Source organism: Anoxybacillus gonensis, from assembly GCF_001187595.1.
GTDB lineage: Bacteria > Bacillota > Bacilli > Bacillales > Anoxybacillaceae > Anoxybacillus > Anoxybacillus gonensis.
Window position 1 is genome coordinate 931,962 of the sequence record NZ_CP012152.1, and the last position, 13,486, is coordinate 945,447.

Here is a 13,486-nt window from a genome sequence, read left to right on the forward strand (position 1 = left end):
ACAGGTATTTTTATATACTTGAATTTCAGAATATGGGGGGGTAGGGGACAATATGAGTAAAATAACTTTTTCATCTAAAGAGATAAACATACTTCAAAAAAATCCAAATGTACAACGTGTCAGCGAAAGGTCTATTACCTATACTGACGATTTTAAAAATAGATTTATAGATGAATACCAAGCTGGCAAATTCCCTCGTCAGATCTTTGAGGAAAACGGCTTTGATGTGGACGTTATCGGCATAAAACGAATGGAACAGTCAGCCCATAGATGGAAAAAAGCCTATGAAAAGAATGGCCTGATAGGGCTTACAGATTCAAGGAAAACGGCTTCTGGGAGACCCTTAAAGCGTGAGCTTACACAGTCCGAAGTGATTGAAAGGCAAAGGGCCAGAATTGAACTGTTGGAAGGACAGGTGGAGCTGTTAAAAAAGCTAGAATGGACCGAAAGGAGGCTGCTAAACGCAAGCGAAAATCTCAATCCGAATAAAGCGTACCAATGGATACAGGAGACCATTGAACAGAATGGATTCAAGGGGATGACCAGGTATTTTTGTGACCTTCTGGATGTCTCACGGTCGGGATATTACAGCTACCTGAAGGCTTCCTCTGTCCGGGAAGCACGGGAGAAATTGGACCTTGAAGCGAAGGAAATCATCTTAAAGGCCTTTGACCGGCGGGGATATAAGAAAGGTTCACGCTCCATCAAAATGATATTGGAGAATGAGTTTGATATGATCTTCAGCCGTAAAAAGATCCAGAGGATCATGAGGAAATACGGAATCGTCTGTCCTCACCGAAAGCCTAACCCTTATAAAAAGATCGCGAAAGCAACGAAGGAGCATCAGGTTGTCCCGAACAAATTAAACAGGGAATTCAAGCAGGGAATCCCCGGGAAAGTACTACTTACGGATATCACTTATCTTCCATATAACGGGAATTGTATGGCTTATTTGTCGACCGTAAAAGACGCCTCCACCAATGAAATCCTGGCTTACCATGTGTCTGATCGCATCACCTTGGACATCGCCACCCAGACGATCCATCAATTGATGAACAATAAGAAGATTACTCTCCATGAAGAGGCTTTTATCCACTCGGATCAGGGAAGCCACTATACGAGCCCACGTTACCAGAAGCTTTTAAAGGAGTATGGCCTGGGCCAGTCTATGTCACGAAGAGGCAACTGTTGGGATAATGCCCCTCAAGAATCATTCTTTGGCCACCTTAAGGATGAAGTGGATTATCAATCGGCAAGAACATTGAAGGAGTTGAAGTCAAAAATTAATCATTACATGGTTTACTATAACAATTACCGCTATCAGTGGAATTTAAAAAAGATGACCCCTATTCAATATAGGAATCATCTTCTAGCTGCTTAATCTCTTTTTTTATAGTGTCCTTGACATGGGTGCCACTTTAGTCCCCTCGTTCTTTTATTTTAATACGGCAGATGGAACGGCTTGATGCTCTACCTCTTTTTCTTTTTTACTACGTGTCGCCAGTAACACGAAGTAGCTTAATACACCAAATAAACATGAAATGAAAAACGCATGAGCTAAGGCGACGTATAAGTTTAACCCTGTAAAGACGACAAGCGCTCCTGTTGCGACTTGACAGCTAACGAGAAGGAGTGCGATGAGCCAGCCCCAGTATATAATCGGCTGATGTTTATATCGTTTAATCGCATATATCGTCGCCCATAAAATCCAAAGAAACAATAATCCCGCTGCAAAACGGTGCCCCATTTGCACCCATTCATGCAGTTGCGTTGGAAATAAGCGCGTTTGTGCGCAAAACGGCCAACTTGGGCACGCTAAACTCGCTTGTTTATGGCGAACGAGCGCTCCGGTATAGACGACGATATAGCAATATGCAATAATGCCGTAAATATGAAATGTCATCGTACGATCGAGCACAACGGATGCGGCATGAAATTTTTTATCTACTTCAAAAATAAAGAGCGTTAATAAAAAGACAGCCGCAAACGAAATGAGCGAAATGCCAAAATGAAGCGCAAGCACGACGTCCGATTGTCCCCACACGACCGCAGCAGCGCCAATGAGCCCTTGCAAGACGAGAAACACGAACGAAACGACGGCTAAAAATTTCGTTTCTCGAATATGTCCGATCGCTTTCCATGCCCAAATCGATAAAATAAGCACCATCAATCCGACGACGCCTGAGACGACGCGATGGCTTAATTCAATAAGCAACTCAGCTGTAATGTGAGACGGAATGAGTTGCCCGTGACAGAGCGGCCACGAACGACCGCACCCCATGCCTGAGCCTGTTTTCGTCACAAGTGCGCCACCAATTAAAACGAAAAGCATGCCGATTGTTGTCGCTACCGCAAACCATTTTAAAAGCCGTTGCAATGTGTTCACTTCCTTAATGCGAAATTTTATCTAGCAAATGCCTAGTAAAAACTGTATAATAAATGTGAAATACGTGTGAAGAAATGCTACTCTCATATTAGCGGAAAATGTCGAAAAGCGCAAAGTTTTATTATTTTACAATATAGCAAACGTTGCAAATATGGTTGAATATTTGTATGGAGTTTGCTAGAAATATAAGTGCAGTCATTTTTCAATGTTTTCATTGTAACAATATCGTTTTGACACAAATTCGACACAATTAAGACAAAAAAAGTTCACAATTTGACGAAGAAATGTGCTTTAATATACAGAGACGACATATCGTTATCGTGTATAGATTGGAAACGCCTTCAAAGGCATAAGAGAGGAGTGGCGGCAGATGGCGGATGTAGTCGAAGATGTAAAAACGACAAAAATCCAATCCGGTGTACTAAAAGATGTATTCGCTGTCGTAAAAATTGGCATTGTCAATTCCAATTTAATTACGACGTTTACGGGACTTTGGTTAGCCCTTCATTTTACAGGACAAGGTTTTTTAAGCAATTTGCATACGGTGTTTTTCGCGCTTATTGGATCTGCGCTCGTCATTGCAGGTTCTTGTGCGTTAAATAATTTCATTGATCGCGACATCGACCATCTTATGGAACGGACGAAAAGTCGCCCAACGGTGAGCGGAAGCGTAGAGCCGAAGCGCGTGCTTTGGTTCGGTGTACTTCTTGTCACGATCGGTACGCTCAGTTTGCTTATGACAACGGTCACCGCCGCCATCATCGGACTCATTGGTATGGTGACATACGTCTTTTTATATACGATGTGGTCTAAGCGAAGCAATACGTTCAATACGGTGATCGGAAGCATTTCTGGTGCCGTTCCGCCAGTCATCGGTTGGACAGCGGTCGATGACGGATTTCATATCGTTCCAGTCATTTTGTTTTTGCTTATGTTTTTATGGCAACCGCCACACTTTTTAGCGTTGGCGATGAAGCGATGTGAGGAGTATCGCGCAGCTGGCATTCCGATGCTTCCTGTCGTACATGGATTTGCGATGACAAAACGGCAAATCGTCATTTGGATTGTGGCGCTTTTACCGCTTCCGTTTTACTTATTTTCATTAGGCGTGCCGTTTTTAGTGATCGCGACGTTGTTAAATGTCGGTTGGTTAGCGCTCGGACTAGCGGGCTTTAAAATGAAAGACGATATAAAATGGGCGAAATGGATGTTCATTTATTCGCTCAACTATTTAACGATTTTGTTTGTGACGATGGTGATTGTCACGATTGACTAATGAAGCGCCTACAACGGCGCTTCGGAAAATAAAAAAGGTTTACAATTCTTTCTTTTTGTAAAGAAAGAATGTATATATTTCACTTTATTTCATAATCGAAAGAGGGGTTTGATTAGGCTATGAAGAAGTGGCTACGAAATTGGCGCTTGGTTTCTCTTGTATCCGCCATGGCGCTTTTGCTAGCTGGTTGCGGTAAGCCGTTTTTATCGACGCTTCAACCAGCAGGAGAAGTAGCTGACATGCAGTACAAGCTTATGCTGCTCAGCACGGCCATTATGGTCATCGTCATTGCGGTTGTAACGATCATCTTCCTTTACGTTGTGACTCGCTTCCGTCGTCGTAAAGGGGAAGAAAACAAAATTCCAAAACAAGTAGAAGGAAGCCATACGCTTGAAATTATTTGGACAGTTATTCCGATTATTTTACTAATCATCTTAGCTGTTCCGACGGTTTTATACACGTTTAAATTGGCGGATGTAAAACCGATGAACAAAAAAGAACGCGACGTTGTTGTCGTCAACGTGCGCGCGAATTTGTACTGGTGGGAGTTTGAGTACCCAGATTACGGCATTATTACAAGCCAAGATTTAGTCGTTCCAACAGGTGAACGCGTGTATTTTAACTTAAAAGCATCTGACGTAAAACACTCGTTCTGGATTCCTGCCGTCGGAGGAAAAATGGATACAAATACAGATAACACGAACCAATTTTTCCTCACATTTGATGACAAACGTGCTGAAGAAGCAGGACGTCTCTTTTACGGAAAATGTGCGGAGCTTTGCGGTCCGTCACACGCATTAATGGACTTTAAAGTGAAGGCGCTTCCTCGTGCTGAATTTGATCAATGGGTAGAAAAAATGAAAAATGCAAAACCTGTTGCAGCAACAGACCCAGTTGTGAAGCGAGGAGAGGAAGTTTTCAACAAAAGCTGTATTGGCTGTCACGCTGTTACACCAGTTGATGGTCGTCCAGAGCAAGCTCGCCTTGCGCCAAACTTAGGCAACTTTGCGGATCGTGAACGCATTGCCGGCATTTTAGAACATAACGAAGAAAACTTAAAAGCTTGGTTAAAAGATCCAGAGAAAATTAAGCCAGGCAACAAAATGACAGGTACTTATCCAGCATTATCTGATGAAGAGCTAGAAGCATTAACAAAATATTTAATGACATTATCTGTTGAGTAAGGGGATTATCGATAAAGGGAGGTTAAACTGTGAGTACGTTAGCTCGGAAAAAAGGTGTCGGCGCAGTCATTTGGGACTACTTAACGACAGTAGACCATAAGAAGATTGCGATTTTGTACTTAATCGCCGGCGGAGTTTTCTTCTTGCTTGGCGGTTTAGAAGCGATGATTATTCGCATTCAGCTCGCCGTGCCAAACAACGACTTCATTAGCGCAGGTTTTTACAATGAAGTGTTGACGATGCACGGGACGACGATGATTTTCCTTGCGGCGATGCCGCTCGTGTTTGCGATGATGAACGCCGTTGTGCCGATTCAAATCGGTGCGCGCGACGTAGCGTTCCCGTTTTTAAACGCGCTTGGATTTTGGTTATTTTTCTTCGGTGGTGTATTTTTAAACTTATCATGGTTTTTAGGTGGAGCACCTGATGCTGGTTGGACATCGTACGCATCATTATCACTTGCGTCACCAACGCACGGTATTGACTTTTACGTATTAGGCTTGCAAATTTCCGGTTTCGGAACGTTAATTGGTGGAATTAACTTCCTTGTGACAATCATTAATATGCGCGCGCCAGGAATGACATATATGCGCATGCCGATGTTTACATGGGCAACGTTTGTCACATCTGCGCTCATTTTATTCGCGTTCCCGCCATTAACAGTCGGTTTAATTTTCATGATGATGGACCGTTTGTTCGGTGGAAACTTCTTTGATCCAGCGCTTGGTGGAAATACGATCATTTGGGAGCACTTGTTCTGGATTTTCGGTCACCCAGAAGTATACATTCTCGTCTTACCAGCGTTCGGTATTTTCTCAGAAATTTTCGCGACGTTCTCGCGTAAACGTTTATTCGGTTATTCATCGATGGTATTCGCGACGGTGTTAATCGGGTTTTTAGGATTCATGGTATGGGCGCACCATATGTTTACCGTTGGGATGGGCCCAATTGCAAACGCCATCTTTGCGGTTGCGACAATGGCGATTGCCGTGCCAACAGGAATTAAAATTTTCAACTGGTTATTTACGATGTGGGGCGGAAGCATTCGCTTTACAACGCCAATGATGTATGCGGTAGCGTTCATTCCATCGTTCGTTATCGGTGGGGTAACAGGGGTCATGAACGCAACAGCTGCGGCAGACTATCAATATCACGATAGCTATTTCGTCGTTGCACACTTCCACTACGTTATCGTTGGTGGGGTTGTATTCGCGCTACTCGCAGGGGCACACTATTGGTGGCCAAAAATGTTCGGTAAAATGTTAGATGAAAAATTAGGAAAAGTGACATTCTGGTTGTTCTTTATCGGTTTCCATTTAACGTTCTTTATTCAACATTTCCTTGGCTTAATGGGTATGCCACGCCGTGTATTCACGTTCTTGCCTGGTCAAGGATTTGAAACAGGAAACATGATTAGTACAGTCGGTGCATTTTTCATGGCAGCAGGTACGGTCGTATTATTAGCAAACGTTGTCATTACGACAGTAAAAGGAAAGCGTGTTGGCAACGACCCTTGGGAAGATGGACGCACATTGGAATGGGCCGTATCTTCGCCAGCACCAGAGTACAACTTTGCACAAACACCACTTGTCCGTGGTTTAGACGCGTATTGGATTGAAAAAATGGAAGGCAAAAAAGGATTAACGCCAGCAGAGCCGCTAGGTGACATTCATATGCCGAATCCATCGATTTTACCGTTTGTTATTTCACTTGGCTTATTTGTAGCCGCATTCGGTTTCTTGTTCCATCAAGATCATGCGTGGGGAACTCCAGTCGGCGTAGTCGGCTTACTCATTACGCTCGGCGCGATGTTCTTCCGTTCAATTATTGATGACCACGGCTTCCATATTCATAAAGAAGAAGTGATGGAAGCGGAGAAGAAGGGGGCTGGGGCATAATGCATGTGGAAGAAAAATTAACGGCAGAGACGTTTCCGGCAGAGCCTGAAAAAGCGACCCTTGAAGGGAAAAATAAATTTTTAGGTTTCTGGTTTTTCCTCGGCGGAGAGACGGTATTGTTCGCCTCTCTCTTCGCCACATTTTTGGCGTTAAGAGATTCTGTTGCAGGCGGTCCGTCTGCGAAAGAATTGTTCCAAATGCCGATCGTCTTTTTAGCGACGATGCTGTTACTAACAAGCAGTTTAACGAGCGTATATGCGATGCATCATATGCGCAACTTTGATTTTAAAAAAATGCAGCTTTGGCTCGGCATTACCGTTTTTCTTGGTGCAGCTTTCTTAGCGCTTGAAATTTACGAGTTTACAGAGTACGTACATGAAGGATTTAAATTTTCAACAAGTGCGTTTTCTTCATCGTTTTACACGTTAGTTGGTACGCACGGTGGCCACGTCGCATTCGGTTTACTTTGGATTTTAACGTTAATGATTCGCAATGCGAAACGTGGGTTAAACTTATATAACGCACCGAAGTTTTACGTTGCCAGCTTATATTGGCACTTTATCGACGTCGTGTGGGTGTTCATTTTCACGGTCGTATACTTAATGGGAATGGTGGGGTGATTGTATGGCAAATCATACACATGTACAAAACCCAAAAGTAGATGTGCAATATCGCCGGAAAAAAAATGCAGAAGAAATGAAACATCAAATTGTTTCATTTACGTTAATGATTTTTTTAACGCTCATCGCCTTTTTTGCGGTTGGATATGAAGGATTTTCTGCTTGGTTTTCCGTACCGTTCATTTTATTGTTAGCAGTCGTGCAAGTTATTTTCCAACTGTATTACTTTATGCATATGAGCCATAAAGGACACGAACTGCCAGCACTGTTCATCTATGGCGGTGTCGTTGTGGCGTTCGTTACGATTTGGGCGTTTTTAACGGTCGTTTGGATTTAAGAAGCTAGCGTTAGCTAGCTTCTTTTCTTTTCACGTTTGTTACGTTTGTAGTATAATAAAGTCGGAAAAAAAGTGAGGTGAATATGATGCCGTTAAGTATATTTGGTTTTGAGGCGATGTGGAGTCCGTACTTTTTCATTTTTTTAGTTGCTGTGACGATTGCTTATTTTTGGTTAGTTAACCGTGCAAAAGAACAAACGACGACAAAGCAAAAAACGTTGTTTGTGACTGCCATTGTTTTGCTTTACATTTGTAAAGGCTCTCCAGTTGACTTGTTAGGGCATTTAATGTTTAGCGCCCATATGACGCAAATGGCCATTCTTTATTTAATGGTGCCACCGCTCCTGATTAAAGGCATTCCGTCATGGATGTTTGAAGCCGTTTTTCGCATTCAACTTATTCGCTCGACGTTTGCCTTTTTCACGAAGCCGTTAATTGCTTTATTTTTGTTTAATGGTATTTTTTCGTTATACCACGTGCCGTTGATTTTTGATGTAGTGAAAACAAACATGTGGTTGCATGCGCTCATGACGATTGCTATTTTTATTGCGGCGATGATGATGTGGTGGCCGCTCGTCAATGACGTGCGAGGATTTCCGTCGTTGTCTGGCTTGAAAAAAATCGGTTACATTTTTGCTGATGGGGTGTTGTTGACACCTGCATGTGCGCTCATTATTTTTGCGGATACCCCGCTATATGCGACGTATTACGATCCAGCTGCTTGGATAAACGCTTTAGCGCTTTGCGTCCCACAAACGACGTTAGCGTCGCTTGAATTAAGCGGACCGGAAATTTTTAGTTCGATGTCGCTATTGCACGACCAGCAGCTTGGTGGCGTATTAATGAAAATCATTCAAGAAATTGTATATGGAGTGATGTTGTTTTTCATTTTTATTGAATGGTATCGAAAAGAACGAAATGAAGAACATGTCGCTGTTCAAACAACGAAATAAAGAGAGGGAGAAACGATGGTACCGATTTTACCTACAATTAGTACAAGCTTTATCGTCATTAGTGCCATTCTCGTTGCGATTGGCTGGTATTTTATTCGTCAAAAACAAATCGAGAAGCATGAAAAGACGATGTGGCTTGCGGCTGCTTTTGCGCTCGCGTTTTTCATCATTTACTTGTCGCGCACGATTTTTATCGGCAATACAAGCTTCGGTGGTCCAGACGATATAAAAATATATTATACGATCTTTTTGTTTTTCCACATTTTTTTAGCGACAGCTGGCGCCGTTTTCGGCATTGTCACGTTGCTGTCTGCGGTGAAAAAAAATTGGTTGCGCCATAAAAAAATCGGTCCGATCACGAGTATCGTATGGTTTTTTACCGCAACAACAGGAGTTGCTGTTTATTTATTGTTATACGTATTTTATCGTGGTGGGGAAACGACATCAGTTATTAAAGCGATTTTAGGATTTTAAAAAAGGGTTCATCACCAAATTTTGTGATTTAGTGACAAAAAAGAGAAAGCACTGACGAGATCCTGGCAATAATGTTAGCGGTGAAATAAACATTAAGGAGGTCTCGTAAGTGCTTTCTATACCACTAGGATTGCCAGAATTTAAAGTGATTAAACAAGAACTTCTTTCCTATGGTTATGCGATTCATGTAGAGAAAACAGAGACACAGGAACGTTGCCCTCATTGTGGTTTTGCCACTTCCTCTGTCCACGACAGACGGACAAGAAAAGTACGGGATTTGGCGATTTTCCATCAACCGGTGTACTTGTTCGTAAAGGTAAAGCGCTATCGGTGCTGGAATTGTTCCCAAGTGTTTTCCGCCTCTTTGGAATCGATTCAACCCAATCAACACTACACCAATCGATTTTGTGAGTACTTGTATGAACTTTGTGAAGGCTCCACCATTCAAGAGGTTAGCCGAAAGCACCGCATCCCATATACGACATTGGAACGCATCTATTACTCCATCGCATCGAAAAAAGCAAAAGAGCGCCAAGCAGCAAAGGGGGCATCTTTTCAGGAAGGGATGGTGCTTAGCTTAGATGAAATCGCGGTAAAAAAGGGACATCAGTATGAAACCGTATTGATGGATGCCAAAGCCGGATCGGTCATGGGAATGCATGCCGATCGCCAATGTGACTCCGCCATCAACTTGTTGAGTCAAAATGTCCTGTCGAAAGAAATGGTCCAAACGGTGATTCTTGACATGTGGGAACCTTATCATAAGGCGGTTCGTGCCCTGTTTCCATCTGCTTCGATTGTCATCGATAAGTACCATGTGGTTCAAAAAGTGACACAAGCCTTGGATCAAGCAAGAAAGGAATGTTCTCCATTGAAAAAGGCTCGATATCTTCTCTTAAAAGGCTGTGAAAAGCTTCGTAAGGACCAACGGCTTCGATTAGACGATATCTTGGAGGAGTATCCGGCACTTTCCATTGCTTATTATCTGAAAGAGTTGTTTCGGGATTTTTACCGAACCGATGGATATAACGAAGCAAAGGAACGCTTGGAAGAATGGATTCAGTTAGCCAAACAGAGCCCTTTTGCTTCTTTTCAGGAAGCAGCCAACACGCTTGAAAGGTGGAAGGAGCCTATTCTTTCCTACTTTTTGTGCCCATATACCAATGCCCGGATCGAGGGGACGAATCACAAGATCAAAAACATCAAACGCCGGGCATATGGCTATCGAAATCTAGAACGGTTTCGTTTGCGTGTATTTCTGGAGTGTACAGGGAACACTACAGGTAGTCAGGCTGCTTAAGCGCTCCCTTCTTCCGCTATCGGTATGATAGTTGGTAGAATGGAACCCGTCAAGGAAAGCACTTGACTGTTTCCATTCTACCAACTTCGTGGTCTGTATGCGGAAGAAGGATCCTGACTGATGAACCTATTTCATCCAGCTAACATGTTTCTAGGATTGAGTAGAAATCACAGAAAATGGTGAAGACCCTAAAAAAGAGGGTGAACATTTAAAATGGTACCTGTAGGTAGGACACTCGAAAAAAAGAGTGTTCAACCTACAGGTATTTTTATATACTTGAATTTCAGAATATGGGGGGTAGGGGACAATATGAGTAAAATAACTTTTTCATCTAAAGAGATAAACATACTTCAAAAAAATCCAAATGTACAACGTGTCAGCGAAAGGTCTATTACCTATACTGACGATTTTAAAAATAGATTTATAGATGAATACCAAGCTGGCAAATTCCCTCGTCAGATCTTTGAGGAAAACGGCTTTGATGTGGACGTTATCGGCATAAAACGAATTGAACAGTCAGCCCATAGATGGAAAAAAGCCTATGAAAAGAATGGCCTGATAGGGCTTACAGATTCAAGGAAAACGGCTTCTGGGAGACCCTTAAAGCGTGAGCTTACACAGTCCGAAGTGATTGAAAGGCAAAGGGCCAGAATTGAGCTGTTGGAAGGACAGGTGGAGCTGTTAAAAAAGCTAGAATTGACCGAAAGGAGGCTGCTAAACGCAAGGGAAAATCTCAATCCGAATAAAGCGTACCAATTGATACAGGAGACCATTGAACAGAATGGATTCAAGGGGATGACCAGGTATTTTTGTGACCTTCTGGATGTCTCACGGTCGGGATATTACAGCTACCTGAAGGCTTCCTCTGTCCGGGAAGCACGGGAGAAATTGGACCTTGAAGCGAAGGAAATCATCTTAAAGGCCTTTGACCGGCGGGGATATAAGAAAGGTTCACGCTCTATCAAAATGATATTGGAGAATGAGTTTGATATGATCTTCAGCCGTAAAAAGATCCAGAGGATCATGAGGACATACGGAATCGTCTGTCCTCACCGAAAGCCTAACCCTTATAAAAAGATCGCTAAAGCAACGAAGGAGCATCAGGTTGTCCCGAACAAATTAAACAGGGAATTCAAGCAGGGAATCCCCGGGAAAGTACTACTTACGGATATCACTTATCTTCCATATAACGGAAATTGTATGGCTTATTTGTCGACCGTAAAAGACGCCTCCACCAATGAAATCCTGGCTTACCATGTGTCTGATCGCATCACCTTGGACATCGCCACCCAGACGATCCATCAATTGATGAACAATAAGAAAATTACTCTCCATGAAGAGGCTTTTATCCACTCGGATCAGGGAAGCCACTATACAAGCCCACGTTACCAGAAGCTTTTAAAGGAGTATGGCCTGGGCCAGTCTATGTCACGAAGAGGCAACTGTTGGGATAATGCCCCTCAAGAATCATTCTTTGGCCACCTTAAGGATGAAGTGGATTATAAATCGGCAAGAACATTGAAGGAATTGAAGTCAAAAATTAATCATTACATGGTTTACTATAACAATTACCGCTATCAGTGGAATTTAAAAAAGATGACCCCTATTCAATATAGGAATCATCTTCTAGCTGCTTAATCTCTTTTTTTATAGTGTCCTTGACATGGGTGCCACTTTAATTCACCCTCTTTATAGTTTAAAGTGAAACTTAATAATCCCTGCTTCTTTCGCTGATTTGATCGCAATGAGTAAGAGCGGGAATAAAATGAGACCGAGTCCGCCCATCACCTTCACGCCTAAGTACATCGAAATGAGCGTCGCTAGCGGAGATAAACCGATATGCGCGCCCATCACTTTCGGCTCAATCGTTCGGCGTAAAATTAACAAAATGACACCGAGAATCGATAGTTTTGTCGCTAATACCGTATCGCCTGTGACGAAGTGGAAAATGGCCCAAGGTGCCATAATGACAATCGATCCGATAATGGGAATAAAATCGATCACCCAAATAATAAATGCGGTAAATAACGCCACTTTCGGTGTAATGAGCAACAGTCCGACGAGAGATACGGCAAAAATAATTAAACTAACGAGAAATTGCGCTTTCCAAAAGCCAAATACGACATACGATAGACGCGACATCATAAAATGTACTTTTTCTTTCGTTTCTTCTGTTAAATGCGAAAAAATCGCTTCGCGTATTTTCGGTAAATCGTGCATAAATAAAAATAAAGTAATTAAATAAACGAGAAAGTTAATTAAAAACTTTGGAACGTTTGCGACAAGCGCGCTTACTTTATTAAAGCTTAATGAAGCGGTTAGTTGCGTTTTTAATTTTGTTAAAAACAAATCGACTTGATGGCTTAATTCCGCCACAACAAACGGCGGCAATTTTTCTGTCTGCTTGTACCAGCGAGCGACAAGCTCATTCCATCCCGCAATCATTTCATTCAAATATAGCGGTGAGTTTCTAAAAAAGTGAAACGCTTCCGTCACAATTTTTGTAATAATAAAATAACCGCTTAAACACATAAATAGCGTAAATAAACTAAACACAAGCAGGGTAGCGGACTGTCGCTTAAACCCGAGCCGCTGCTGTGCTACTTTCACTGCTGGCTCTAAAAAAATGGCAGTAATCAATGCAAATAAAATCGGAACGGCAATGGGGGCGACCCAGTATGTCAATAAGACGATCGCGAGTAAAATAATAATCATGTATATGGATCGCTTTGGAATTTTCTCGAACAACGAAACGACACCTGCTTTCATTTCATAAATCGTATGGAGGATGTATATGCATAAACCTATTATAACGATTGTTGCGATGAGTGTACAACCGTTTGATGATGTCATATTAGAAGATGTGAAAGTGTATGAGCAACAAAAGCGGCTGACGATTCATATAACCGTTTCGTTCAAAATGAAGCAAAACATGCTCGCTTTCTGTGAACATATTCAAAAACAAGTGATGGACGACATATACGAGATGACAGGAAAAGAAGTTTTTGCTGTGCATCTGTACGTTCGTCGGCTCGTTGACGGAAAAAACGCATGAGCG

The 13,486-nt window shown here is 42.3% G+C and carries 12 protein-coding genes and 1 pseudogene; 11 read left to right on the forward strand and 2 right to left on the reverse strand.

Features of this window, described 5'->3' with window-relative positions; all coding sequences use genetic code 11:
- The first annotated feature begins 52 nt into the window (after positions 1-52).
- The gene (locus AFK25_RS04985) at positions 53-1,381 is read left to right on the forward strand and encodes an IS3 family transposase (RefSeq protein ID WP_049720869.1); all 1,329 of its coding nucleotides are present in this window, start codon (positions 53-55) and stop codon (positions 1,379-1,381) included.
- A 54-nt stretch (positions 1,382-1,435) separates the two neighbouring features.
- Here AFK25_RS04985 and AFK25_RS04990 read toward each other — a convergent pair whose 3' ends face one another.
- Positions 1,436-2,377 (reverse strand): COX15/CtaA family protein, encoded by a 942-nt coding sequence (locus AFK25_RS04990; protein WP_026011796.1) that lies wholly within the window; start codon positions 2,375-2,377, stop codon positions 1,436-1,438.
- A gap of 433 nt (positions 2,378-2,810) precedes the next feature.
- Between AFK25_RS04990 and cyoE the strand changes: the two are divergent.
- The 9 genes and pseudogenes from cyoE to AFK25_RS05035 all read left to right on the forward strand — a co-directional run.
- Positions 2,811-3,662 (forward strand): annotated as a pseudogene (gene cyoE / locus AFK25_RS04995) (heme o synthase); the annotation flags it as partial.
- Positions 3,663-3,781: 119 nt separating this feature from the next.
- A complete protein-coding gene (coxB, locus tag AFK25_RS05000) occupies positions 3,782-4,846 on the forward strand; it encodes a cytochrome c oxidase subunit II (protein ID WP_019418318.1) in 1,065 nt (354 codons plus the stop codon).
- Positions 4,847-4,875: 29 nt separating this feature from the next.
- On the forward strand, positions 4,876-6,744 hold the full coding sequence (gene ctaD / locus AFK25_RS05005) for a cytochrome c oxidase subunit I (protein WP_009373478.1): 1,869 nt from the start codon (positions 4,876-4,878) through the stop codon (positions 6,742-6,744).
- Complete coding sequence (gene ctaE, locus AFK25_RS05010) at positions 6,744-7,364, forward strand: cytochrome c oxidase subunit III (RefSeq protein WP_019418319.1); 621 nt, start codon at positions 6,744-6,746, stop codon at positions 7,362-7,364. Before ctaD ends, ctaE begins: the two co-directional genes overlap by 1 nt.
- A 4-nt stretch (positions 7,365-7,368) precedes the next feature.
- Positions 7,369-7,701, forward strand: coding sequence for a cytochrome c oxidase subunit IVB (ctaF, locus tag AFK25_RS05015; RefSeq protein WP_009373480.1), 333 nt, complete (start codon positions 7,369-7,371; stop codon positions 7,699-7,701).
- Between the two features lie 83 nt (positions 7,702-7,784).
- Positions 7,785-8,654 carry a cytochrome c oxidase assembly factor CtaG gene (gene ctaG / locus AFK25_RS05020; protein WP_035065235.1) on the forward strand — a complete coding sequence of 290 codons (870 nt, stop codon included), beginning with the start codon at positions 7,785-7,787 and terminating at the stop codon, positions 8,652-8,654.
- Positions 8,655-8,669: 15 nt separating this feature from the next.
- The gene (locus tag AFK25_RS05025) at positions 8,670-9,128 is read left to right on the forward strand and encodes a DUF420 domain-containing protein (protein WP_009373482.1); all 459 of its coding nucleotides are present in this window, start codon (positions 8,670-8,672) and stop codon (positions 9,126-9,128) included.
- A gap of 109 nt (positions 9,129-9,237) precedes the next feature.
- Complete coding sequence (locus AFK25_RS05030; RefSeq protein WP_049720870.1) at positions 9,238-10,428, forward strand: ISL3 family transposase; 1,191 nt, start codon at positions 9,238-9,240, stop codon at positions 10,426-10,428.
- A 309-nt stretch (positions 10,429-10,737) separates the two neighbouring features.
- The gene (locus AFK25_RS05035; protein WP_035067880.1) at positions 10,738-12,066 is read left to right on the forward strand and encodes an IS3 family transposase; all 1,329 of its coding nucleotides are present in this window, start codon (positions 10,738-10,740) and stop codon (positions 12,064-12,066) included.
- 51 nt (positions 12,067-12,117) lie between these two features.
- On the opposite strand, the gene ytvI is transcribed toward AFK25_RS05035, so the two are convergent.
- Positions 12,118-13,197 carry a sporulation integral membrane protein YtvI gene (gene ytvI / locus AFK25_RS05040; protein ID WP_049720871.1) on the reverse strand — a complete coding sequence of 360 codons (1,080 nt, stop codon included), beginning with the start codon at positions 13,195-13,197 and terminating at the stop codon, positions 12,118-12,120.
- 25 nt (positions 13,198-13,222) lie between these two features.
- Between ytvI and AFK25_RS05045 the strand changes: the two genes are divergently transcribed.
- A complete protein-coding gene (locus AFK25_RS05045) occupies positions 13,223-13,483 on the forward strand; it encodes a hypothetical protein (protein WP_009373484.1) in 261 nt (86 codons plus the stop codon).
- Positions 13,484-13,486 lie beyond the last annotated feature (3 nt).

What these genes read in the sequence shown, in the direction of transcription:
- AFK25_RS04985 (WP_049720869.1), top strand. Translation starts at nt 53, where the DNA reads ATGAGTAAAATAACTTTTTCATCTAAAGAGATAAACATACTTCAAAAA.
- coxB (WP_019418318.1), top strand. Translation starts at nt 3,782, where the DNA reads ATGAAGAAGTGGCTACGAAATTGGCGCTTGGTTTCTCTTGTATCCGCC.
- ctaE (WP_019418319.1), top strand. Translation starts at nt 6,744, where the DNA reads ATGCATGTGGAAGAAAAATTAACGGCAGAGACGTTTCCGGCAGAGCCT.
- ctaF (WP_009373480.1), top strand. Translation starts at nt 7,369, where the DNA reads ATGGCAAATCATACACATGTACAAAACCCAAAAGTAGATGTGCAATAT.
- ctaG (WP_035065235.1), top strand. Translation starts at nt 7,785, where the DNA reads ATGATGCCGTTAAGTATATTTGGTTTTGAGGCGATGTGGAGTCCGTAC.
- AFK25_RS05025 (WP_009373482.1), top strand. Translation starts at nt 8,670, where the DNA reads ATGGTACCGATTTTACCTACAATTAGTACAAGCTTTATCGTCATTAGT.
- AFK25_RS05035 (WP_035067880.1), top strand. Translation starts at nt 10,738, where the DNA reads ATGAGTAAAATAACTTTTTCATCTAAAGAGATAAACATACTTCAAAAA.
- ytvI (WP_049720871.1), bottom strand. Translation starts at nt 13,197, where the DNA reads ATGAAAGCAGGTGTCGTTTCGTTGTTCGAGAAAATTCCAAAGCGATCC.
- AFK25_RS05045 (WP_009373484.1), top strand. Translation starts at nt 13,223, where the DNA reads ATGCATAAACCTATTATAACGATTGTTGCGATGAGTGTACAACCGTTT.